Raw genomic sequence first — 23,025 nt, forward strand, 5'->3', positions numbered from 1 at the left:
CAAAGATGTCGCAGCGCAATATATTGCTTGACATTTGTGCAATGCAATAGTAGCGTCCTTGGTACAGTCTTCTGACTGTAAATACCCTCCTTGGGTGTTTCCTCCCTAGACTTAGCCGCGCTTACAAGCGCGGTTTTTTTTGACCGGGAAGACCAGGCCTAAAGACGTCGGTATAATCGACAGAGATTATTCGGCAGCCAGCGCCCGATCGCCGGCGAATTTCTCGACATAATCCGCCATCTGCTGCATGAAACCCGTGACCGCCTCAGCCACCGCGGCGAAGTCGGCGCGCTTCTCCAGCGTCACCTCATCGACATAGATCGCCCGGTTTACTTCGATCTGCAGCGCGTGCAATCCGCGCGAAGGCCGGCCGTAATGTTCGGTGATGAAGCCGCCAGCATAAGGCTTGTTGCGGATCGCCGCAAAGCCCATTTCCTCGAGAATGGCGATGGCCGCGCGCGAAAGCTCGGCCGAAGCGCTGGTGCCATAACGATCGCCGATGATGAAATCAGGCCGCGCGGTGCTGCCGGCGACGCGCACATTGCCGGGCATCGAGTGGCAGTCGATCAGCACGCCGAAGCCGAACTGCACATGCGTCCTCGCGATCAGCCGGCGGAGCGCCGCATGATAGGGCTTGTAGACCGCCTCGACCCGGTCGAGCCCCTCCTGCACCGGCAGGCGCCGCGCATAGATCTCCATGTTCTCGGCGACGATACGCGGAATGGTGCCGAGCCCGCCGGCGACCCGGAGCGAATTGACATTGGCATAGGGTGGCAGCAGCCCGTCGAACATCCGCGGATCGAGTTCGTAGGGCTCACGATTGACGTCGAGATAGGCGCGCGGAAAGTTGGCCGCCAGCAGCGGGGCGCCGAGTGCGACGGCCGAGCCGAACAACTCGTCGACATAGTGATCCTCGGAACGGCGGATGGCGATGCCCTCAAGCCTGGACTGCGCGATAAATTCCGGTGGATAAATACGGCCGCTATGGGGGGAGTTGTAGACGAAGGGGATGGTCTGCGACACGGGCTCATGAACCTCAAAAAGCTCGTATTCGCGTATTTCCGGCACTTTCGGCCCTCTTTACCATGTCATGAACTGACTGCTTTGCCCATGTTGCCAGTTGCCCGGCCGCAAGTCCATACTATGTAGCAGGGATGACGGTCGGGCACGGGCAATTCACCGGTTGTTTACCGGGTAAAGTCTAGTGTAAACGCTTGGCAGCCCACCGAAAACTTATTGATCAGCGGTCTGGATTGATGACTCAGAAGATACTTCTCGCAGAAGACGACAACGACATGCGCCGCTTCCTAGTGAAAGCGCTCGAAAAGGCCGGTTACAAGGTCCTTTCCTATGACAATGGCGCCAGCGCCTATGACCGGCTGCGCGAGGAACCGTTTTCCCTGCTGTTGACCGATATCGTCATGCCCGAAATGGACGGCATCGAGCTGGCGCGCCGTGCCACCGAGCTCGACCCCGACCTGAAGGTGATGTTCATCACCGGTTTTGCGGCGGTGGCGCTGAACCCTGATTCGAAGGCGCCGAAGGATGCCAAGGTGCTTTCCAAGCCTTTCCACCTGCGCGACCTCGTCGACGAGGTCAACAAGATGCTTGCCGCGTAAGGCTTGCCGGGCGGTTCGTCACAAAACTGAAAAAAGCCTATTGACGGCTCCAAAGGTTTTGTGATTTATCCGCCGCCATCGGATGGGCGTGTAGCTCAGCGGGAGAGCACTACGTTGACATCGTAGGGGTCACAGGTTCAATCCCTGTCACGCCCACCATCCGATCCCCCTGACATCGTTGACAGATACCCACCTGGGGATTTTTCGGTTTGCCCAGACCGGAAGCAATCCAAATCCGGCACTGTGGGCTTGCGCATGATTGGCTCGGACCAGGGCCCGGGTCGGGTTCAGTCGACGATGGGATGACCCCATGCACGTGGGAAATAGAGCGACGTATGACGCAAAGGACGCGGACACGCAAAGCGATATCCATAATCCTCGGCCTTACCCTGGCGGGGGCTGGCCTCCTCGGTTTCGGTTATCTGCAGCTCCATGTCGTCGAACCCATCAGCATCAAGTTTTGGCTGATTCCGATCACGATATTCGCGGCTGGGGTAGCGATCCTCTGGGATGACTTCAAAAGCCCCTAACGCCCGTTCGACGCCCTACAGCGCCGCGCGGCTTTTCAGACGCGCAAAGGCGTTAAATCGATCCTCTTTAAGGAATTAGGCCGTAGGCGACGTCTCGTCGGTCACGGATCACCGTCAGTTAGAACCTGTGGCGCGACTTTGGCCCGCCTGGCAAACCATGGCGGTTGCCGGACTTTGGCCGGTTCGTGCAGATTGCCGTCTTGGTGCGCTCGCATATGAGGACGTGCTCACACGATCATCAATTGCACACGGCCGGCTCAAGGTTCAGCCCCTCGTTGCTCAAGTATCCGGCAGCCCAATTTTGTGACGGAGAGATGACAGGTTTGTGACAAAATACGTGCTATTTCAGCAACATAGCTAACATGGCCTACTGTCATGATCGACAATCTCGTTGCAGCGCAGCATGGCCTATGTAATTTCCGCGGCGAGGCAGGCGCCAAGCTAAAGGGTGCCGCTTCGGTCACACGGGATGAAGATACGTAGGGACTGCCGATGGCAACGGTCTTCATCCTCTTGCATCTGAACTGGAGGTTATTCCATGAACATTAAGAGCCTTCTTCTCGGCTCCGCTGCTGCACTTGCAGTAGTATCCGGCGCTCAGGCCGCTGACGCTATCGTTGCTGCCGAGCCGGAACCGGTTGAATACGTTCGCGTCTGCGACGCTTACGGCACCGGCTACTTCTATATCCCGGGCACCGAAACTTGCCTCAAGATCAACGGCTACATCCGTTTCCAGGTTGACGTTGCTCCGAACGCCAGCTCGATCGGCGCCAGCGGCGGCGGTTCCGTCGCCAACGATTCGGATTGGGACGCCCGTACGCGTGGCCAGGTTCAGTTCACCGCCAAGAGCGACACCGAATACGGTCCGCTGACCGGCGTCATCGTCATGCAGTTCAATGCTGACAACGCAACGGCTCAGAAGGCCCAGCTCGACTCCGCTTACATCGACATCGCTGGCTTCCGCGCTGGTCTCTTCTACTCGTGGTGGGATGACGGCCTCTCGGGCGAAACCGACGATATCGGCTCGCCGGTAACGCTGCATAACTCCATCCGTTATCAGTACGAAACCGATGCCTTCTACGCAGGCGTCAGCGTCGACGAGCTGGAAGACAGCCCGTTCTATGATGGCGAAACCGCCAACAACGTCGGCGTTGCCGTCGGTCTCGGCGGCAAGGCTGGTGCATTCAGCTACCAGATCACTGCTGGCTACGACACCGACGACGAAGAAGGCGCCGTTCGCGCCATGGGTACGGTTGCTGTCGGTCCGGGCACGCTCGGCCTCGCAGTTGTCTACTCCACCAACCCGAACGCCTATTACAACAAGGCTGAATGGGCGATCGCTGCCGAATACGCCATCAAGGCGACCGACAAGCTCAAGATCACCCCGGCTGTCCAGTACTACGACAACTACGGTATCACTGCTGGCGAGTTCAACGACGACGTCAGCGCCTGGAAGGCCGGCGTCACGATCGACTATCAGATCGTCGACAATCTCGCAGCCAAGGTCTCGGTTCAGTACCTCGATGCCGACAATGCTGACGACGTAACCTCGGGCTTCTTCCGCCTGCAGCGCGCGTTCTAATAAAAGGCTGCAGCACTTCAAAGTGCTGCAGCGTCCTTTGCGCGTCTTAAAAGACGCGCAAAGGCACTGTAAACCGGCAGCTAGAAATTCCTGATCTGACTGACCTCCGATCGGGAAAGAATGGGCCTGGACTTCCCTGCCTGGGCCCATTCCCCTTGACCAGAAGTGCGTCCAATACGGCAGGCGCTCGATGAGCGCCTTGCCACCGTCGTGTCACATCGGTCCTTTGTCGATGTCTCACCACCAATCCCCGTTGCTTGACCTTGTAATCGATCGCCGGCAGGCCCGGCGCCCGACGGTATCTTTATGCCGCAGGGACAATGGAACCAAATTCGGACACAGAGCCATGCCATGGCGAATCGAGGCTGAGAGGCGTGATTCGCCTCGCCGGGACATGGGGTTTGAGATCGAAATGAAGTTATCTGCGTTTGTTGCCGCCGCCATTTTTTCCGCCGCCCTGGCCTTGCCGGCGTCTGCCGCGCAAGCTCCTGTGGAGACGTTTCCGGGCGCTCCCGGCGTCATTACGCTTTCCGGCAAATGCGCCAAGCTTGTTGTCGCCAAGTTCGATGCCACCAAGGGCTGCAAGAACGAGCTTGCCAGCGTCACCCTCGCCAATGGCGTGGTGACCTTCATCTTCACGTCGGATGGCAAGGCGCTTGGGTTCCAGGGCGATGGCAGCGGCATCAAGCCCGCTTCCAACGGGAATGCCCGCCTGCCGCTCAGCCTCGTCACCACGGGTGTCGGTAACAAGATGACCGGCGAGGTCAAGGTCGCCGGCTTCTGCACCTTCGGCAATCCCTATGCCGGCAAGCCGATCGCGATCGAATGCACTGCCGAAAGCAAGGATTCCTCGTTTACCGGCAGCTTCCGCACCGGCGGCAAGCTGGTGAAAAAGGGAAAGTAGAGCAATTCCAGCAAAAGTGCGCGGCGGTTTTGCGTTCGGGACTACGTGAAAACCCGAGATTGCGTGAAAACAAAGAGACAGAACGTTTCCGTGATTCGAAGAAAAACGGAAACGCTCTGGCCGTCAGGCACACCAGGCGCCGCCGGCAGTTCCCGGCTTGCGCGCCAGCCCTTCATTGATCAACTGCGCGCCGAAAGAGCGTCCGTCGCGCGAGACGACGCGCGGCGTGCCTGAGGGCTCGGCTTTGCCCGCGGCATTCATGGTGAAGGGACCGGCGTTCAAAAGCGCCAGCAGCCGCGACTTGGCGGCAAAGGCCACCCTGCGTTCGCCATCGCACCGCGCCTGATCGACGACAGGGCTTGCCATATCGGCGATCACGATCTTCTCACCCTTGTACCAGAAGACGCCGCCATCGCCGACGCAGTTGATATGGGCGCCCTGCCCGCAATAGCCGAAGGCGATCGTCCCGGTTTCCGGAATGGCAGGGGTAAGCGGGGCCGGCACCGCCTTGACCGGCTGGATGGCCGGCGTCGGGATCGGCGCCGGCGGCAGCTGCTGCGATTGTGGCGTCGGCGGTACGGCTTTCGGCGTGGGTGTGGCAAGCGCAACCTGCTTTGGCGGCACGTCCTTCCCGACGGCGGGTTTCGGCTCCGCCGCTTCCCGCGTGATCGCAGCTGATTGCCGTGCAAGCATCGGCTGAATGCTCTTCCAATGGTCGTGGGCGACAATGCCGCCGATCGCGGCGATGCCGATCACCGCCCAGGGCAACAATCCGCCACCGCTGCTGCGCGCTTTGCTCTTTCCCCTCGCCGGCGCCCTGCGGCGGCCGCGTGTCGCTGTCTTGGCCATCTGTCCGATTCCCGTGAGGCCGGGATTATCGCCGCCCAATCCTTTCGGAAAGGTTGGCGCGGCGACAGGATGATGCCTGATCGGCCGATCTCTAGCTCGAATGATCCATAGCCGCTGGGCTGTGTTGGAGAAGCCTGTTGAGAACTGAAACGCCTGAGGGGAAAAAGTCGAACAAATCTAGCGTTCATTCGTTAGCCAGCGAAAAATTTCGGATGTTGTGAGGAAAAGAACGGTTCGGCTGCAATTCCGCCGGGCATATCGATCGGAATAAGGACCGAGAGAAAGCGAGACGCGCCCGGCATCATGCCGGGCGCCAGTATCTCCGTAACTGTGTGTCGCTCATTCGCAGCGGGCAGCTGAAGGACCGTTTTTCTCAATCGGTGCCGTTCCGCCGATAGACGCGGCCAGTAGCTTTTGGCGTTTGCCGATATTGATGCGCTCGTCCGCCGCCTCGCGTACGGCCTGCCATTCATTCTCGTGCCGGATGAAGATCTCGCGGGGCACAAAGTTGATCGTCATATTGTTCTCACCCTGTTTCAAATCTGCCGTTAGTGCGCAAAAGAGCCTTCCGGAATGCCGGTCACGTCTTGGTCTCCGCATTGCCCTTGATCTCGGGGCCTTTGATGTCGGGACCACCCTTGGAAAGATCCGCACCGGTAACATGGGCCGGCACGTGAATGTCGTGATAGACGCCGGGCGTCAGCGTCAGATCGACCTGATGCGGCGGCAACACCTGTGCCTTCTGCATGCGGTTCGGCTTTGCCCGCTTCATGCGGTCGGCAGCCTCTGCGCGTTTGTCGGGGACATGGGTCGAAGTGTGCATCATCGGCCTCCTTTTAAGCTCAACCGGTGGCTAACGGGCGGGCATCGGGATGGTTCCCAAAAAACACGTGAAATCCATACGGCGACCGGTCTTGACAGGCCGAGGAAGTTCATTACCTAGGGCCTATCCCGCAGCCTTCCAGACATCGGCCGACGGGAAACTTTGGTGCCGGGCCCCTCTGGCGAGAGTTTTTAACGGCGCTCTCGTGATGTCGGTACCGCCTGCAGCTTAGCCGGCGGATGTTTCATCGATGAACAAGCTCACCATGCCTGACCCGCATGCCCGTTGTGGCATGCCTCCTCTTTCCAATATAGCCACCCTTTCCAACGCGATTTGCGGCCGCGAGGTGCGGCCATGATCCAGTCCGTGACCCACAAATCCTCGCTCAGCTATTTCCGCTGGGCCTTCATCGTCACCGCTCTCGGCCTCGTTCTCGGCGCCGTGCTCGGCTGGCAGACGACCGGCACGATCGGCGGTATGGCGACCGTCTTCTTTGTCTGTACCGTGCTTGCGGTCCTTGAGATCTCGCTGTCCTTCGACAATGCCATCGTTAATGCCAACAAGCTGAAGGAGATGACGCCGGTCTGGCAGAAGCGCTTCCTCACCTGGGGCATCATCATTGCCGTCTTCGGCATGCGCATCGTCTTTCCGCTGGCAATTGTCGCGATCGCCGCACAGATCGGCCCTTGGGATGCTCTCGTGCTAGCCGCCCGCGAGCCTGCCGAATACGCCCGCATCATGAATGACGCGCATCTGCCGATCGCAGCCTTCGGCGGCACCTTCCTGATGATGGTCGGCCTCAACTACTTCTTCGACCACAAGAAGGAGATCCACTGGCTTCCGGGCCTGGAAAGGATGATGGCCCGCTCGGCGACCATCAAGGGCATCGAGATCGCCTTCGTGCTGACGCTGATGCTCGTTTTCTCCTGGCTGATCGGCGGCGAGGACGCCACCGTCTTCGTCCATTGCGCCATCTATGGCCTGCTCACCTTCCTCGCGGTCGAAGTGGTCGGCGGGCTGCTTGATGCCTCGCAGCAGACAATGAGCGCTGCCGCCAAGGGCGGCCTCGGCGCGTTCATCTATCTGGAGGTGCTGGATGCCAGCTTCTCCTTCGACGGCGTCATCGGCGCCTTCGCTTTGACGCAGAACCTCTTCGTCATCGCGATCGGCCTCGGCATCGGCGCCATGTATGTGCGATCGATGACGATCATGCTGGTGGAGAAGGGAACGCTTGCCGAATACCGCTATCTCGAACATGGCGCTTTTTACGCCATCCTGATCCTCGCGGTGATCATGTATGCACAGACCTTGGTGCACATCCCCGAGGTGATCACCGGTCTCGGCGGCGCAGCCCTCATCGGCCTGTCGCTCTGGTCGTCCATCCGCCACAACAAGCGTGAGCGGCTAGAGGGTCACACCGCCAAGCAAGAAGAGCTTCACGCCTGACGATTACAATGCATGTCGCTTGGAAGTGTGCAGCCGTCCCGGGCGACATGCATAAACAAGACATCCCCATTGGACAAAAATAAAGCCCGCGACCAACCGGTTGCGGGCTATTTCATGCATGCATGCCTTGAAGGTTTTAGCGGATGACCTGACCAAAGGAGACCGGGTCGATGCCGAGTTCCCTCAGATCGCGGGCACGCGGACGGCGGCCTGCTTCAACAGCGGCGCTGACGGCGTTTGCAGCACCGAGCGCAGCGAATGCGCGGCCAAGGAAACCGGTATGGATTGAACTGCGGATAGCGGACATTGTCTCTTCCTCTCTCTCTATGATTGACCAGTCATAGCTGTGCACCCGCACCCGCCGCAACAATCCTCAGAAAATCACCTCAGCCATGCAGAAACAGGAGGCCGGCACACGTTTCCGTGGCCGGCCTCGAGGGAGGGGTAATGTCGTCTTTTTCTTCTAGCCTTCTTCGTTCTAGTCTTCGTTTGCCGCCAACTGCGCCAGCACCTGGCCGCGGCCACGAAGCCGCAGGATCAGCGGGATGAGAAATGCCGCCGCCGCCACGATAAGCAGGCCCGCCGCGATCGGCGACATCACCAGCGTCGTGACGTCGCCCTGGCTGATCGCCAGCGCCCGGCGCAGCTGCTGCTCGGCCAGCGGCCCAAGGATCAGACCGACGACCGCAGGCGCGATCGGATAGCCGAAGAGCCGCATGAGATAGCCGAGAACGCCGAAGGCGAGCAGCATGCCAAGCTCGAACACCGACGGGTTGGCGCCGATCGTCCCGAGCGTCGCAAACAGCAGGATGCCCGCATAGAGCCACGGCTTCGGGATCGTCAGTAGCTTTACCCAGAGCCCGATCATCGGCAGGTTCAAGACCAGCAGCATTGCATTGGCGATGAGAAGACTGGCGATCAGGCCCCAGACGAGCTGGGGATTGGTGGCAAACAGCAGCGGCCCCGGCTGCAAGCCGTATTGCTGGAAGCCGGCAAGCATGATGGCCGCGGTTGCCGTCGTCGGCAGGCCGAGTGTCAGAAGCGGCACCAGCGTGCCGGCGGCCGATGCGTTGTTGGCCGCCTCAGGGCCGGCCACGCCTTCGATCGCGCCATGGCCGAACTCCTCCGGGTTCTTCGCCAGCCGCTTTTCGGTGGCGTAGGACAGGAAGGTGCCGATCTCGGCGCCGCCCGCCGGCATTGCGCCGATCGGAAAGCCGATCAAGGTGCCACGCAACCACGGCTTCCACGAACGCGCCCAGTCCTCTGCCGTCATCCACAGCGAACCCTTGACCGCCTCGACCTTCTCGGCAATGCGGTTGCCCTGCGCGGCGATATAAAGCGTCTCGCCGATCGCAAACATCGCCACCGCAAGCGTCGTCACCTCGACACCGTCGAGCAGGTCGGGAATGCCGAAGGACAACCGCGCCTGTCCCGTCTGCTGGTCGATGCCGACCATGGCGAGCGCGAAGCCGATAAACAGCGCCGTCAGACCCCTAAGGGCTGAATCGCCGAAGGCCGAGGAGACGGTGACGAAGGCAAGCACCATCAGCGCGAAATATTCGCGCGGCCCGAAGACCAGCGCCAGCTTGACGATATAGGGCGCGATGAAGGCAAGCCCGAGCGTGGCAATCAGGCCGGCGACGAAGGAGCCGATCGCCGCCGTCGCCAACGCCGGTCCGCCGCGCCCGGCGCGCGCCATCTTGTTGCCCTCGAGCGCCGTGACGATCGAGGCGCTTTCGCCCGGCGTGTTGAGCAAGATCGAGGTCGTCGAGCCGCCATACATGCCACCATAATAGATGCCGGCGAACATGATCAGCGAGCCGCCGGGATCGAGCTTGTAGGTGACGGGCAATAGCAGCGCCACGGTAAGCGCCGGGCCGATGCCGGGCAGCACGCCGACGGCGGTGCCGAGCGTCACGCCGACCAGCGCATAAACCAGGTTCATCGGCTGCATCGCAACCAGGATACCCTGCCATAGAAATTCGAATGTGCTCATCTTGGTGTCCCAAGCAGCCTTCCCGACCATGCGATTTCGAGGTCAGGCGCCGCGTAAAATCAAAAGAGCTGACAGCGCGTCCCGCGCGGTCAGAAGAACAGATGTTCGAGCGGGCCGGCCGGCAGCGTCAGCTGCAGCAGCTGCGAGAAGATCGCCCAGACGACGAAGCTGAGGACGATGCCAAGCGGCAGCGAGATCCAGAGCTTGCGTTTGCCGAAGCCGCGTGCCGTCAGCGCAAAGAGGATGCCAGTCGCAATCGAAAAGCCGGCGACGCGCAGAAGCAGCATTTGGCCGGCAAGACCCGCAACGATCCAGATGACGGGCGCCACTTCCTGCCGCTCGCGCTCCGGAAACTCGCCGCGCCAGGCTTCGGCGACGGTCCAGACCCCGAGACAGAAGAGGCCGAACGCCACCACTTGAGGCACTGTCGCCGGGCCGATGCGGTCGTATTGCGCGATCGTCTTCAGATGCGAGGCATCCCAGGCCATCACACCGGCGACGACGAAGAGGAAAACGGCAATGATGAACGCCGCCCAATCAGGGCGGCGTGTCGTTGCCGAGGAGGTGTTATCCTCGCTCATTGAACAAGCCCGATATCTTTGAGAATGCCTTCGGTGGCGGAGACATCCTTCTCGAGCTGCGCCTTGAAGGCATCGCCGGACAGATAGGTGTCGGCCCAGCCCTTGGTCTTCAGCGTTTCCTGCCAGGTGGCCGAGCTGTGCAGCTTCTCGAAATCGGCAGTGACACTTGCCACCTGCTCTGCCGACAGGCCGGGAGCTGCGGCAACCATGCGCCAGTTCTGGATGACCACGTCAGTGCCGGCTTCCTTCAGCGTCGGCGCATCAACGCCGTCGATGCGCTTGTCGCTGGAGACGGCGAGAAGACGCAGCGTGCCGGATTTCACCTGCGATTCGAACTCGCTGTAGCTCGAGACGCCCGCCGTGACCTGGCCACCGAGAATGGCGGCGAGCGCTTCGCCGCCGCCGGAGAAGGCGACATAGTTGATCTTCGTCGGATCGACGCCGGAGGCCTTGGCAATCAGGCCGACCGCGATGTGGTCGGTACCGCCAGCCGAACCGCCACCCCAGGAAACCGCGCCCGGATCCTTCTTCAGCGCCGCAACCAGATCGGCCATGGTCTTGATCTCGGACGCAGCAGGAACGACGACGGCTTCATATTCACCGGTCAGCCGGGCGATCGGCGTAACGTCCTTGAGCGTCACCGGCGACTTGTTGGTGAGGATGGCGCCGACCATGACATAGCCGCCGACGATCAGCGAGCTCGGATTGCCGGCAGCCTGGCTGCTGAACTGCGCAAGGCCGATGGTGCCGCCGGCGCCCGGAACGTTCTGGACCTGCACGTTGCCGGAGATCTTCTCCTGCTGCAACGCGGTCTGCAGCGAACGGGCCGTCTGGTCCCAGCCGCCGCCGGGAGCCGCCGGCGCGATGATGGTGTAGTCGGCCGCATAGGCCGGCAGCGCAATGGTCGCGGCAAAAAGGGTTGCGATGAACGTATGCTTCACGATGTTTCCTCCGTCGGCGGCCGAGCGAACCGCCTGTTATTCTCCAGGGAATCGGAAGGAATGGCCGGCCAGCGGACGCAAGTGTCCTGATGACGAGCGGAATACCTCCCAAAGCTTCAGCTCTCCGCCTCCACGGAGAAGAAGTAGCCAAAGCCACCACAACAAGCTGTCATTTAGCTGACACCGGCGAGATATCCAGGAGCAAAGGCCACTTTTTAGCCGCAATTCCCATACCCGGGTCCAATCTCGCTCCTCTCCGCCGTACCAGGCAGGTCATCCGGGCCAATGCACCGTTATCGGACACTATCTGGGAAAGGCCCATTGGCTCGCAGTCTCTGGATTCTTGGCAGCTACCTGCGGCTTAACCCTTGTCGGCACCACCTTAAGTCAATTACATCTTTCACAATTCAGGGTTTTGTTTCCACTATTTCGATTTCTGCAGACTTTTATTTCGCCGGCCCGTTAGGAAACGATATGTCGCGCTGCCTGCACACAGATCCCGACCGGATTTATGACGACCTGCGATCGTTGCGTGCCGACGCGACACTGACACTGGAGGGCGGACGATATGCAACGCCGCTCGTCCTCTCCTCGGTCAGCGGCTCCCAACAGCAGCCGGTGGTGATCGGGGGCGCCGGTGCCGTCATCGACGGCGGCAGAAGCTATGACGATTATCGCGACACGGCCAACCGGCTCTCCGCCGTGCAGGAAGCCAATGGCCGCTTCCCCGGCATCTACTACCTTGCCGACAACGCCGCGCTCATACTGCGTAATTGCCAATGGGTCGTCATTGAGGATCTCACCTTCGAAGGCTGCTGGCCGACCGCGATCTATCTCGACAACTGCCAACACATCACTCTGCGCCGCCTGCATATTCGCGGCAGCACGATCGCCATCGGCGCGGCCGGAGCCTATACGCGCCACCTGCTGATCGAAGGTTGCGACTGGATTCAGGATCTGCGGTCGCACGGCGAGGCCGACCTTGCCGCGATCCGGAAAGCCGGCGCGGTCGATGCCGCGCTCGATCCCGAGCATTGCAGGCTCTGGCGAAAAACCTACTGGGGCCAGGTTCACGGCAATATCGAGGACACCGGGAGCCGCGTGAACGTCGAAAAGGACGAGCGCGGTTTTGACGGCGACTTCTTCCGCGCTTGGACCATCGCCGGTTATGTCGTGCTGCGCGACAACGTCATTCTCGATGCCTTCAACGGCATCCATTTTTTCAACGATGCGTCCGATTCGACGGTAGAGGATTTCTGCCGCAACATCGTCATCGAAAACAATTGGTTCGTCCGCATTCGTGACAACGCCGTCGAGGCGGAGGACTATGCCTGGAATTGGACCGTGAGCGGCAACCGCTTCGTCGACTGCTACATGCCTTTTTCACTGGAGATGCGACGATCCGGCTATTTCTACATCTACGGCAATCTCGGCTGGAACCAACACCGGCCTGGCCCGGATGACGACGATCGCAATTTCGGCCAGCTTTTCAAATTTCCCAAAGAGCACGAAGCGGTCGGCCCGCACTATGTCTTCAACAATTCATGGATGCTGAGAGGGCCGATCAGCAAGCGCAATCGCTTCCGCCGGTTTCACCATCTGAACAATGCGATCGGCTATTACCGCGCGGCCAGCCTCTCGACGCCGCAGGATTCCGTCCCCTTTGGCGCGGGCTGGCAGAGCGTGCCGAAGGAGGGGCAGGATGAAAGCTCACTCGAAGGCGAGCATTTCACCAGGCTTTGGCAGGACCTCGACATCCGCTTCGACGGCGATCTGATCGATCACAAATATTTCCCCGGCCTGCTGCGCCAGGCGGGATATGCGATCGGCGTGGACGCCCATCCCGGGCCGGTTCCTTTCCGCTCGCCCGACCTCGGCATGCCTGAGGGGCTGAAGCTGACCACAAAGGTTCCGGCAATCGCTTTCCTGATGCAGCTTCCCGACGGACGCACGCAGGCGGTCGGCTGCGCGGATTACACTGTCGGCGCCTGGCAGGGCGAAGACCCCTTCACGGTTAAGAAGCCCATGTTCTACGAATACTGGCTTTACGCCGACCCTTACGGAAAGGGCGAAGTAGCCGAAACGTGAGGCTCTTCACTGCGCCCGCAAAACCTCGTTCCAGTGCGCGATCAGCCGTGCCCGTTTGACCTGGTCGAGATAGACCATCAGCCCGGGACTGACCGGCACGGGCCGAAGTTGGGCGCCGAGCAGTTCCTGCAGCGTATTGGCGGTGTTCTCGCCGGCCACTTCGGGACTGACGGCCGGAATCTGCAGTTCGCGCGCCATGATCGTCTGCCCTTCCCTCGACATGAAGAAGGTGAGATAGCGCCGGCCGAGCGCCGGCTCGGCGGCCGCCTGCGGCACCAGCCCGATCCGCGACATTACCACGGTATAGTCCTTCGGCAGCACAATGCCGACATCCGGATAGCGCGAGGCCCAGTCGGCCGCATAGGAGCCGAGAATATTGTAGCCGAGCACGAAGCGCCCGTCGGCAACACGTTCGAGGATCGCCGAACTCGTCGAATAGAGTTTGACGCCGGCTGCCCCCATCGCGCCGATCACCGACCAGATATCGCCGAACTGCTCCTGGTCGCGCGCCATGAACAGAAAACCGACGCCGGAGCGCTCGATATCGTAGGTGCCGATCCGTCCATAGACGTCGTTGCCCTTGCGGTTCAAGTAATCGACGAATTCCGCCCGCGAGCTCGGCACCGGCTCATGCGCAAAGCTCGGCTTGTGATAGACGAACACCGCCGGCTCGAAGGTCAGCGCATAGGCGGTGTTGCGCCAGTTCGCCCATTTCGGCCAGGCGGCACTCATCGGCAGGTTGCTGACTTGCGCATATCCGTCATTGGAGAGCTTCACCTGCAGGTCCATCGCCGAGGAAAAGGCAAAGTCCGCCGTCTTCTTGCCGGCATCCGTCTCTCTGACGATCCGGTCGTAGATATCGCCGGTCAGCATGTCTTCGTATTTGACCGAGACGTCGGGATTGGCTTCCTGGAAACCCCGGATCATCGGCTGCGCCAACGGCTCGTCGAGCGAGGAATAAACCGTCAGCACCGGCGCATCTGAATTGCCCGACTTCGCCGGATAGAAGGCCTGATCGGCGAGCGCAAAGCCCGGCCAACACCCCAGCAACAAGATGAAAACTCTCCTCATACCCCGACAATGCCTGAGCGCGCCGGGAGGAGCAAGGGCGCCGGTCAGACCGTCGATGACGCCCGTTTGCGGGTCAGAGTTCGCGCTCGAAGAACAGCAGGATCTGCTCGAGTTCCGGTGGGACCGGATAATATGCATCCCGTTGGCGGAAACCGAGGCGGCGATAGAGCCCCTGCGCGGCTATCTGCAGAATGCCGGTATCGAGCCGCATCGAGTGGTAGCCGTCATCCTTTGCCCGGGCCATCGATGCCTCGCAGAGCGCTGCGGCGATGCCGCGACCGCGTGACGCTGCAGAGACGAAAAGTCTTTTCATCTCTGCAATGCCCGGCGCCTGCTCGTGATGCATGACACAGCCGACAGGCTCTCCATCGAGCCGCGCCAGGAGGATGGCACCCTTCGGCCCTCTGTGAATCTGCGGCAGGTCGACGAGCAGCGCCTCGAATTTCTGCGGATTGTAATAGACATCGATGACTGGTCGATGCCGCGGGTAATTGTCATAGAGCCATTGCCGGAACGATCGGCAGAGATCCTGCACCGCAGTCATTTCCGCCTGGCTCTGAGCGAGCTCGACCGTCAGTTCCGCCATTTGCCAAACCTCCCGCTGCCTCATCGCTTTTATCACGAACAAGCTGCGCCGTGGAGATCGAACTAGGTCCGGCCCAAGCCCCAAACTGATCGGCGACCATTTTTCATAATACCGATACCAAAGCATCGGCTGAAGCAGACCACTTCGCTTCCGTCGATTAGAACCAGCTTTTCATCACAAAGGATTAGCACCGAACGCGGCCCTTCACCCATTCAGAGTATTGATGAAGATCGGCGACGCTATATGGTCGCGCAGCCGTGTCAAAACGTCGAAACCACCCAAATTTCTATTCGGTGGACGACTCCACGCGACAAAAACTCTATAAAAAGCTAGACTAAACTGGGAAGATCCATGGGAGGGGTCATGGAACGACGACTGAGCGCTATTCTCGCTGCGGATGTCGTTGGCTACAGCCGACTGATGGGCATCGATGAGTCCGGCACGTTGCAGGCGCTGAACCGCCATCGCTGCGAACTGGTCGACATTCGTATTTCAGACTACAAGGGCCGGATCGTCAAACTCACCGGCGACGGCATCCTTGCCGAATTCCAGAGCGTGGTAAACGCGGTCGCCTGCGCCGCCGAAATCCAGCGCAGCATGGCGGCCCGCAACGAGAACGTGCCCAAGGACGAACGCGTCGAATTCCGCATCGGCATCAATCTCGGCGACGTCGTGGTCGAGAACGACGATATCTTCGGAGATGGCGTCAATCTCGCCGCCAGGCTTGAGCGTATCGCGGCGCCGGGCGGCATCGCCGTGTCGGCCTCGGTGCGTGATCAGGTCGGCTCGCGCCTCAATCTCGGCTTCGAATTCATCGGCGAGCATATGCTGAAGAACATCCGGCAGCCCGTTCAGGTCTATACCGTCACCCTGGCGCCGCCATCCTCGGCGAAATTGGTCGCGCAGAACCGCAATACCTGCTTCATCGCCGTGCTGCCCTTCACCAATATGAGCGGCGATGCCGACCAGGACTATTTCTCCGACGGTATCACCGAAGACATCATCACCGATCTCTCCAAGATCTCCAGCCTGCACGTCGTGCCGCGCAATACCATCTTCACCTACAAGGGCATATCGGTGAAGGTGAAGCGGCTCGCCCAGGAACTTGGCGTGCGCTACGTGCTCGAGGGAAGCGTGCGCATCGTCGGCAATCGCGTGCGCATTTCCGGCCAGTTGATCGACACCGCCAATGGCGATCATCTCTGGGCCGAGCGTTATGACCGCGACCTGACCGACATCTTCGCCATCCAGGACGAGATCACCCATGCGATCGTCGGCCAGTTGAAGGTGCGTCTGCTGCCTGAGGAAAAGAAGGCGATCGCCAATGAGCCGACCGCCAATGTCGAGGCCTATACCTATTATCTCAGGGGCCGCCAGCTCTCCCATACCTGGACCAAATCCTATCTCGAACTTGCAAGGCGCATGTTCTGCAAGGCGGTCGAACTCGACCCTGACTATGCCCGCGCCTATGCCGGCATCGCCGATTGCGACGCGGCGATCCGCGATTGGGCACCTGACGACGTGCCGCTGAGGCGCATCCTCGAGATGAGCGCCCGCGCGCTTTCGCTTGATCCCGACCTTCCCGAGGCCCACGCCTCTCATGGTCTGGCCCTGCATCAGAGCGGCTTCGACGACAGGGCAGCGGCGGCCTTCGAACGGGCATTGGCGCTCGACCCGAACCTCTTCGAGGCGAATTTCCATTATGCCCGGTTCTTCTTCATGCACGGCAACTTTGCCGAATCTGTTCAATATTTCACCCGCGCCGCCGCGATCCGCCCTGACGACTACGTCTCGCCGATCCACCTGATGTCCGCCTACCGCTCGCTCGGCCGTGTGTCGGATACGGAAAACTGGGCGCGCCTCGGCCTGCTGCGCGCCGAACGCGCGCTGAACGTCAATCCGGAAAATTCAGGCCCCGCCCATCGCGGCGCGCTGGCGCTTGCGCATATGGGCGATGTCAAGAGGGCACGCGATTGGGCCGCCCGCGCCATCGCTATCGATCCTGACGACATTGTTGCGCAATATAATCTCGCCTGCGTCTATTCCGTCCTCGGCGATGTCGACCAGGCCATCGACCTCCTGGAAAGGCTGCTGCCGCACAGCTCCGTCTACCATATCAAATGGTTCAACAATGATTCCGATCTCGACAACATCCGCGACGATCCCCGCTTCCAGAGGCTGCTCACCACCGCAATGATGCAGCGCGAACGGGTCGAAAGGACCGGGAGCTGACGCCGGGCTTTCCCGGCGTTCACTGGCGAATCGGCCGGAAAATCGGAATCGATTTTCGGAAAGCACGATGCGAGGATTGAAAGTGTTTCAGCGTCCTTTGAGCGTCTGAAAGACGCGCGGCGCTTCAATCTCCAAAATCGCTGTGACATCGCTCTCCCACCTCTATAATCTCCTTTGAAAACAGGGGGAGATCCGTGCGCATCCTGCTCACCGAAGACAATATCGCGCTGGCCGACGGCCTGTCGGCGATCTTGCGCGGCACGGGCCATGCCGTCGATGTCGTCCACGACGGCGCATCCGCCAATGCAGTCATCGCCGCTGAAAATTTCGATCTGGTGATCCTCGACCTCAACCTGCCCGAGATGGACGGGCTCGACGTGCTGCGCGCCATGCGCGCCCGGCAGAACCAGGCAGCCGTGCTCATCCTGACCGCGCGCGGCACGCCGGAAGAACGGGTGAAGGGTCTCGATCTCGGCGCCGACGACTATCTGATCAAACCCTTCGACATATCAGAATTCGAGGCCCGCGTGCGCGTGCTTCTGCGCCGCCAGGCCGGTCTGCGCTCGGCGACTGTCAGTTTTGGCGGCATCTCCTTCGATCTCAATTCCCGAGCCTTTTCGGCAGGCGCCACGCCGCTTGATATTCCCGCCCGCGAACTGGGACTGCTCGAAATTCTCTTCATGCGGGCCGGCAAAGTCGTCGCCAAGGAAGCGATCATTCAGTCGCTGACAGCCTTCGACGACGACATTTCTTCTAACGCCATCGAGCAATATGTCAGCCGCCTGAGGAAACGTCTCTCGCCGCACGGCCTGACGGTCAAGACCGCCCGCGGCATCGGCTATTATCTCGACAAGCTCCCCGAGGCCTCATGAAAGCCGCCTACTCCCTCAGGCGCCGGCTGCTTTTCTGGCTGCTCGTCTCCACGGCCGTCATCGGCACGCTGGCGCTTGCCGATACCTATCGCGAGGCGGTCCAGACCTCGAACATCGTCTCCGACCGCGTGCTCGCCGGCTCGGCGCTGGCGATCGCCGAACGCGTCGTCGTTGCCGAGGACGGAACGCTGCAGGTCGATATCCCTTATGTCGCGCTTGAAATGCTGACCTCGGCCGCGCAGGACCGCGTCTTCTACCGCGTCGACGGTCCGCCGGGCAAATTCATCACCGGCTACCAGTCGCTGCCGGTCCTGAAGAAGACGCCCGCCAATGCGGCCGCCTTCGCCGACGACAGCTTCCGCGGCGAGCCGATCCGCGTCGCCACTCTCGAACGCTCCGCCTCGACGGGCATCCGCTCCGTGCCCTTCGTGGTGACGGTCGCCGAAACCACCATCGGCCGCCGGCAGCTGGCGCAAGCAATCCTCGTTCGCTCGGCACTCCGCCTCGCCTTCATGATCGCCGGTGCCGCCGTCATCGTCTGGATCTCGGTCACGGTGGCGCTGCGTCCGCTCTATAAGCTCGGCGACGCCATCGGCGAACGCAGCCCCGATGATCTGCATCCGATCGAGCAGACCGTGCCGAGCGAGGTCCAGCCGCTGGTCGATACGGTAAATAGCTTCATGGTCCGTCTGCAATCGGCCCTCGATGCGCTCCGCCATTTCACCGGCAATGCCAGCCATCAGTTGCGCACGCCGCTGGCGATCATCCGCACCCAGCTTGCTCTGTCCGCCCGCGCCGGCTCGCTTGAAGAGGCGCAGGCGGCAGCGCTGAAGGGGGATCAGGCGGTGGCGCATGCCGAACGCATCCTCGCCCAGCTTCTGCTGATGGCAAAGATCGATGCCGCCACCGCCAAGGAGGCGCTGACCGCCTCCGCCATCGATCTTGCCGCCATCGCCCAGGAAATTACCGGCGAGCAGATTCCGACGGCCGCCGTCGCCGGCATCGATCTCGGTTTCGAGGGCGAGAGCCCGGCAATGATCCGCGCCGAACCGCTGCTGATCGGCGAAATGCTGCGCAACCTTGCCGGAAATGCCATCGCCTATGCCGGCAAGGGCGCCGAGGTCACCGTTCGCATCATCGCAGCAGCGGAAACGATCCGCCTCGAAGTCGAGGATAACGGCCCCGGCATTCCACGCAACAAGCTGGAGGCGGTGCGCGGGCGCTTTTCGCGCGGCAATGATTCCGGTGCGCCGGGCGCGGGCCTCGGCCTGCCGATCGTCGAGGAAATCGCCAATCTTTTCAATGCCGATCTGACACTGGAGCCAGGCCCCGATGGCAAGGGCCTGAAGGCGGCGGTCACCTTCGCCAAGGCGGCGTAAACGACTTCGGCCCCTGCAGCGCCGCGCGTCTTTTCAGACGCGCCAAGGACGAATTATGCCGGTGACCTTTCCAGCTTGCTTTCTTTCGCTGCATTGCACACACTGATTTTGGGAACAGCAAGCCGCACGACGATGCGCGCCGGATAAAAGAGAAATATGTCGATCAAAGCCAGTATCTATCATCTGACGCATTATACTTACGACAAACCGATCCGCCTCGGCCCACAGATCATCCGGCTGAAACCGGCCTCGCATTCGAAGACAAGGGTGCTCAGCCACTCGCTGAAGGTCACGCCCTCCAACCATTTCGTCAACCTGCAGCAGGATCCCTACGGCAATTACCTTGCCCGCTACGTTTTTCCGGACCCGGTGACGGAATTCAAGATCGAGGTCGATCTGGTCGCCGACATGACGGTCTACAATCCGTTCGACTTCTTCGTCGAGGAAGAGGCGACCAAGTGGCCTTTCGGCTACCCGGAAACGATCCAGGAAGATCTGTCGATCTACATGACGCCGGAGCCGGCCGGCCCGCGCCTGAAGGCGCTGCTGCCGACGCTCGACTGGTCGCCCGACCAGCCGACCGTCGATATGATCGTCGGCCTGAATGCCCGTCTGCAGCGGCAAATCGGCTATGTCATCCGCATGGAAACCGGCGTGCAGACCCCGGAGGAAACGCTGGAAAGCGCCAAGGGCTCCTGCCGCGATACCAGCTGGCTGCTCGTCCAGATCCTTCGTCATCTCGGCCTGGCCGCCCGCTTCGTCTCCGGTTACCTCATCCAGCTGACGCCGGACCTGAAGGCGCTCGACGGCCCTTCCGGCACTGAAGTCGATTTCACCGACCTGCATGCCTGGGTGGAGGTCTATCTGCCCGGCGCCGGCTGGGTCGGTCTCGATCCGACCTCCGGCCTGCTGACTGGCGAAAGCCATATCCCGCTTGCCGCCACGCCGCATTACCGCAACGCCGCGCCGATCTCCGGCGGTTATTTCGGCGAAGCCGAAACCGAATTCGCCTTCGACATGAAGGTCTCGCGCGTCGCCGAACACCCGCGCATCACCAAGCCCTTCTCCGATGAAAGCTGGGATAAGCTCAACGACCTCGGCGAGAAGGTCGACCGTATCCTCGAGGCCGAAAACGTGCATCTGACGATGGGCGGCGAGCCGACCTTCGTTTCGATCGATGATTTCGAGTCCGAGGAATGGAACACTGCCGCCGTCGGTCCGACCAAGCGCGAAAAGGCCGACAGCCTGATCCGTCGGCTGCACGAACGCTTCGCCCCCGGCGGCTTTCTCCATTACGGCCAGGGCAAATGGTATCCGGGCGAAAGCCTGCCGCGCTGGACCTTCTCGCTCTACTGGCGCCGGGACGGCAAGCCGGTCTGGCAGAACCTCGATCTGGTCGCCGCTGAAGGCAAGGATACCGGCGTCACTTCAGAGGATGCCGAAAAATTCCTGACGGCGATCGCAAAGGAACTCGCGATCAAGCCCGACATGGTGCAGCCGGCCTATGAGGATCCGGCCGACTGGATCATCAAGGAAGGCAATCTTCCCGAAAACGTCGATCCGGCGAATTCGAAACTGAAGGATCCCGAGGAACGCAACCGCATCGCCCGGGTTTTTGCCCGTGGCCTCACCGTCCCCACAGGTTACATCCTGCCGGTTCAGGCATGGAACGCCAAGGCGGCTGAAAGGCGCGTCTGGGTTAGCGAGAAATGGCGCACCCGCCGCGGCAAGATCTTTCTCTTCCCAGGCGACAGCCCTATCGGTTATCGCCTGCCGCTCGGCACCCTGCCCTATGTCCCCCCGGCGCGTTATCCCTATATCCATCCCGCCGATCCGACGATCCCGCGCAAACCGCTGCCTGACGTTTTCGTCCCGGCCGGCCGCGCCATGCCTGAAGCCTCCTTCCAGGCCGGCGAGAGGAATGGAAGCCGGATTGGACAGACGCTCAGTGAAATCGGCGGCGCCGTGCGCACAGCCATGTCGGTCGAACCGCGCGATGGCAGGCTCTGCGTCTTCATGCCGCCGGTCGAGCGCATCGAAGATTATCTCGAACTGATCGCCGCCGCCGAAAACGCCGCCGCCGAGCTCAAGCTTCCCGTCCATATCGAAGGTTACCCGCCGCCGCAGGACGAGCGCATCAACGTCATCCGCGTCGCCCCGGATCCCGGCGTCATCGAGGTCAACATCCATCCAGCCTCGAACTGGAAGGAATGCGTCGCGATCACCACGGCGATCTACGAAGAGGCGCGTGACACCCGGCTCGGCGCCGACAAGTTCATGATCGACGGCCGTCATACCGGCACCGGCGGCGGCAACCATGTCGTCGTCGGCAGCGCCAATCCGAACAATAGCCCTTTCCTGCGCCGTCCCGATCTCTTGAAGAGCGTCGTCCTCCACTGGCAGCGCCACCCGTCGCTCTCCTATCTCTTCTCCGGCATGTTCATCGGCCCGACGAGCCAGGCGCCACGCATCGACGAGGCTCGTCACGATAGCCTCTACGAGCTGGAGATCGCCATGGCGCAGATCGCTGCCCCGGGCCAAGGCCAGCAGCCGCTGCCCTGGCTCGTCGACCGCCTGTTCCGCCACCTTTTGACCGACGTTACCGGCAACACCCACCGCGCCGAGATCTGTATCGACAAGCTGTTCTCGCCGGACGGTCCGACCGGACGGCTCGGCCTCATCGAGTTCCGCGGCTTCGAGATGCCGCCGAACGCCCGCATGTCGCTCGCCCAGCAATTGCTGGTGCGCGCGCTGATCGCCCGCTTCTGGGTCAATCCCGTCGACGGCAAATTCGTCCGCTGGGGCACAACCTTGCATGACCGTTTCATGCTGCCGCATTTTGTCTGGGCCGATTTCATCGACGTGCTAGCCGACCTTCGCGAAAACGGCTTCGACGTCAGTCCGGAATGGTTCAAGGCCCAGCTCGAATTCCGCTTCCCCTTCTGCGGCGAGGTCGAATACGAAGGCTCCAAACTGGAGCTGCGCCAGGCGCTTGAACCCTGGCACGTCATGGGCGAGGAAGGTGCGCCGGGCGGCACCGCCCGCTACGTCGACAGCTCCGTCGAGCGCCTTCAAGTGCGGCTCGAGACCAGCAATACCGCACGTTATACCGTCACCTGCAATGGCCGCACCCTGCCGCTGACGCCGACCGGCACCTCCGGCGTATCGGTCGCCGGCGTCCGTTACAAGGCGTGGCAGCCGGCCTCCGGCCTGCATCCCGTCCTGCCGGTCAACACGCCTTTGACTTTTGACATTTATGATACATGGTCGAAGCGTTCGATCGGCGGCTGCATCTATCATGTTGCCCATCCGGGCGGCCGGACCTATGACACCTTCCCGGTCAACGGCAACGAGGCGGAAGCAAGGCGGCTCGCCCGCTTCGAGCCGTGGGGACATACGGCGGGCGGTTATATCCCGCGCGCCGAGACGGGTTCGCTTGAATTCCCGCTGACGCTGGATCTGCGGCGGCCCGCCGGAATTTGAAGCCGGGGTGAAGCTGAGGTTAAGGCCGGGGGTTTAAGGCTTG

20 protein-coding genes and 1 tRNA gene are annotated in these 23,025 nt (G+C 61.3%); 11 read left to right on the top strand and 10 right to left on the bottom strand.

Going from position 1 to position 23,025, the window contains the following annotated elements; genetic code table 11:
- Positions 1–186 precede the first annotated feature (186 nt).
- Complete coding sequence (locus tag GR197_RS07975; protein WP_164008263.1) at positions 187–1,068, bottom strand: N-formylglutamate amidohydrolase; 882 nt, start codon at positions 1,066–1,068, stop codon at positions 187–189.
- A gap of 188 nt (positions 1,069–1,256) precedes the next feature.
- Here GR197_RS07975 and cpdR1 point away from each other — a divergent pair, with 188 nt between their 5' ends.
- From cpdR1 to GR197_RS08000, 5 genes are all read left to right on the top strand, one after another.
- Positions 1,257–1,619, top strand: a complete 363-nt coding sequence (gene cpdR1 / locus GR197_RS07980; protein WP_003542883.1) for a response regulator CpdR1 — start codon at positions 1,257–1,259, stop codon at positions 1,617–1,619.
- 84 nt (positions 1,620–1,703) lie between these two features.
- A tRNA-Val gene (locus GR197_RS07985) sits at positions 1,704–1,778 on the top strand.
- 176 nt (positions 1,779–1,954) lie between these two features.
- Complete coding sequence (locus tag GR197_RS32725; protein WP_164008265.1) at positions 1,955–2,149, top strand: hypothetical protein; 195 nt, start codon at positions 1,955–1,957, stop codon at positions 2,147–2,149.
- Between the two features lie 538 nt (positions 2,150–2,687).
- The gene (locus GR197_RS07995; RefSeq protein ID WP_164008267.1) at positions 2,688–3,731 is read left to right on the top strand and encodes a porin; all 1,044 of its coding nucleotides are present in this window, start codon (positions 2,688–2,690) and stop codon (positions 3,729–3,731) included.
- A 394-nt stretch (positions 3,732–4,125) separates the two neighbouring features.
- Positions 4,126–4,635, top strand: a complete 510-nt coding sequence (locus tag GR197_RS08000; protein ID WP_164008569.1) for a hypothetical protein — start codon at positions 4,126–4,128, stop codon at positions 4,633–4,635.
- Between the two features lie 123 nt (positions 4,636–4,758).
- Here the strand turns inward: GR197_RS08000 and GR197_RS08005 are convergent, their stop codons facing one another.
- From GR197_RS08005 to GR197_RS08015, 3 genes are all read right to left on the bottom strand, one after another.
- Positions 4,759–5,484 carry a hypothetical protein gene (locus tag GR197_RS08005; RefSeq protein WP_164008269.1) on the bottom strand — a complete coding sequence of 242 codons (726 nt, stop codon included), beginning with the start codon at positions 5,482–5,484 and terminating at the stop codon, positions 4,759–4,761.
- Positions 5,485–5,823: 339 nt separating this feature from the next.
- A complete protein-coding gene (locus GR197_RS08010) occupies positions 5,824–6,003 on the bottom strand; it encodes a hypothetical protein (RefSeq protein WP_164008271.1) in 180 nt (59 codons plus the stop codon).
- A gap of 61 nt (positions 6,004–6,064) precedes the next feature.
- Complete coding sequence (locus GR197_RS08015; protein ID WP_164008273.1) at positions 6,065–6,310, bottom strand: hypothetical protein; 246 nt, start codon at positions 6,308–6,310, stop codon at positions 6,065–6,067.
- Between the two features lie 351 nt (positions 6,311–6,661).
- On the opposite strand from GR197_RS08015, the gene GR197_RS08020 reads away from it, so the two are divergent.
- On the top strand, positions 6,662–7,753 hold the full coding sequence (locus GR197_RS08020; protein ID WP_164008274.1) for a DUF475 domain-containing protein: 1,092 nt from the start codon (positions 6,662–6,664) through the stop codon (positions 7,751–7,753).
- A 136-nt stretch (positions 7,754–7,889) separates the two neighbouring features.
- On the opposite strand, the gene GR197_RS31925 is transcribed toward GR197_RS08020, so the two are convergent.
- The 4 genes from GR197_RS31925 to GR197_RS08035 form a co-directional block, all read right to left on the bottom strand.
- Positions 7,890–8,060 carry a hypothetical protein gene (locus GR197_RS31925; protein WP_204330109.1) on the bottom strand — a complete coding sequence of 57 codons (171 nt, stop codon included), beginning with the start codon at positions 8,058–8,060 and terminating at the stop codon, positions 7,890–7,892.
- Between the two features lie 171 nt (positions 8,061–8,231).
- Positions 8,232–9,749, bottom strand: coding sequence for a tripartite tricarboxylate transporter permease (locus tag GR197_RS08025; protein ID WP_164008276.1), 1,518 nt, complete (start codon positions 9,747–9,749; stop codon positions 8,232–8,234).
- Positions 9,750–9,838: 89 nt separating this feature from the next.
- Positions 9,839–10,330: a tripartite tricarboxylate transporter TctB family protein gene (locus GR197_RS08030; protein ID WP_164008278.1), complete on the bottom strand. Its 492-nt coding sequence runs from the start codon at positions 10,328–10,330 to the stop codon at positions 9,839–9,841.
- Positions 10,327–11,271 (bottom strand): tripartite tricarboxylate transporter substrate-binding protein, encoded by a 945-nt coding sequence (locus tag GR197_RS08035; protein ID WP_164008280.1) that lies wholly within the window; start codon positions 11,269–11,271, stop codon positions 10,327–10,329. Before GR197_RS08035 ends, GR197_RS08030 begins: the two co-directional genes overlap by 4 nt.
- A 474-nt stretch (positions 11,272–11,745) precedes the next feature.
- Here GR197_RS08035 and GR197_RS08040 point away from each other — a divergent pair, with 474 nt between their 5' ends.
- Positions 11,746–13,359 (top strand): right-handed parallel beta-helix repeat-containing protein, encoded by a 1,614-nt coding sequence (locus tag GR197_RS08040; protein ID WP_164008282.1) that lies wholly within the window; start codon positions 11,746–11,748, stop codon positions 13,357–13,359.
- Positions 13,360–13,365: 6 nt separating this feature from the next.
- Here GR197_RS08040 and GR197_RS08045 read toward each other — a convergent pair whose 3' ends face one another.
- The gene (locus tag GR197_RS08045; protein WP_164008284.1) at positions 13,366–14,412 is read right to left on the bottom strand and encodes an ABC transporter substrate-binding protein; all 1,047 of its coding nucleotides are present in this window, start codon (positions 14,410–14,412) and stop codon (positions 13,366–13,368) included.
- Positions 14,413–14,503: 91 nt separating this feature from the next.
- Positions 14,504–15,016 carry a GNAT family N-acetyltransferase gene (locus GR197_RS08050; protein WP_164008286.1) on the bottom strand — a complete coding sequence of 171 codons (513 nt, stop codon included), beginning with the start codon at positions 15,014–15,016 and terminating at the stop codon, positions 14,504–14,506.
- Between the two features lie 363 nt (positions 15,017–15,379).
- Between GR197_RS08050 and GR197_RS08055 the strand changes: the two genes are divergently transcribed.
- The 4 genes from GR197_RS08055 to GR197_RS08070 all read left to right on the top strand — a co-directional run bounded on the left by GR197_RS08055 (position 15,380) and on the right by GR197_RS08070 (position 22,982).
- Complete coding sequence (locus GR197_RS08055; RefSeq protein ID WP_164008288.1) at positions 15,380–17,248, top strand: adenylate/guanylate cyclase domain-containing protein; 1,869 nt, start codon at positions 15,380–15,382, stop codon at positions 17,246–17,248.
- Positions 17,249–17,442: 194 nt separating this feature from the next.
- Entirely contained in the window at positions 17,443–18,120 is a 678-nt protein-coding gene (locus GR197_RS08060; RefSeq protein ID WP_007631715.1) for a response regulator, read from the top strand.
- Positions 18,117–19,499 (top strand): sensor histidine kinase, encoded by a 1,383-nt coding sequence (locus GR197_RS08065; protein ID WP_164008290.1) that lies wholly within the window; start codon positions 18,117–18,119, stop codon positions 19,497–19,499. The genes GR197_RS08060 and GR197_RS08065 overlap by 4 nt, the downstream gene beginning before the upstream one ends.
- Before the next feature lie 156 nt (positions 19,500–19,655).
- Positions 19,656–22,982, top strand: a complete 3,327-nt coding sequence (locus GR197_RS08070; RefSeq protein WP_164008293.1) for a DUF2126 domain-containing protein — start codon at positions 19,656–19,658, stop codon at positions 22,980–22,982.
- Positions 22,983–23,025: the final 43 nt, after the last annotated feature.

The sequence above is a fragment of the Rhizobium phaseoli genome (assembly GCF_010668805.1).
GTDB classification, from domain to species: domain Bacteria; phylum Pseudomonadota; class Alphaproteobacteria; order Rhizobiales; family Rhizobiaceae; genus Rhizobium; species Rhizobium phaseoli_A.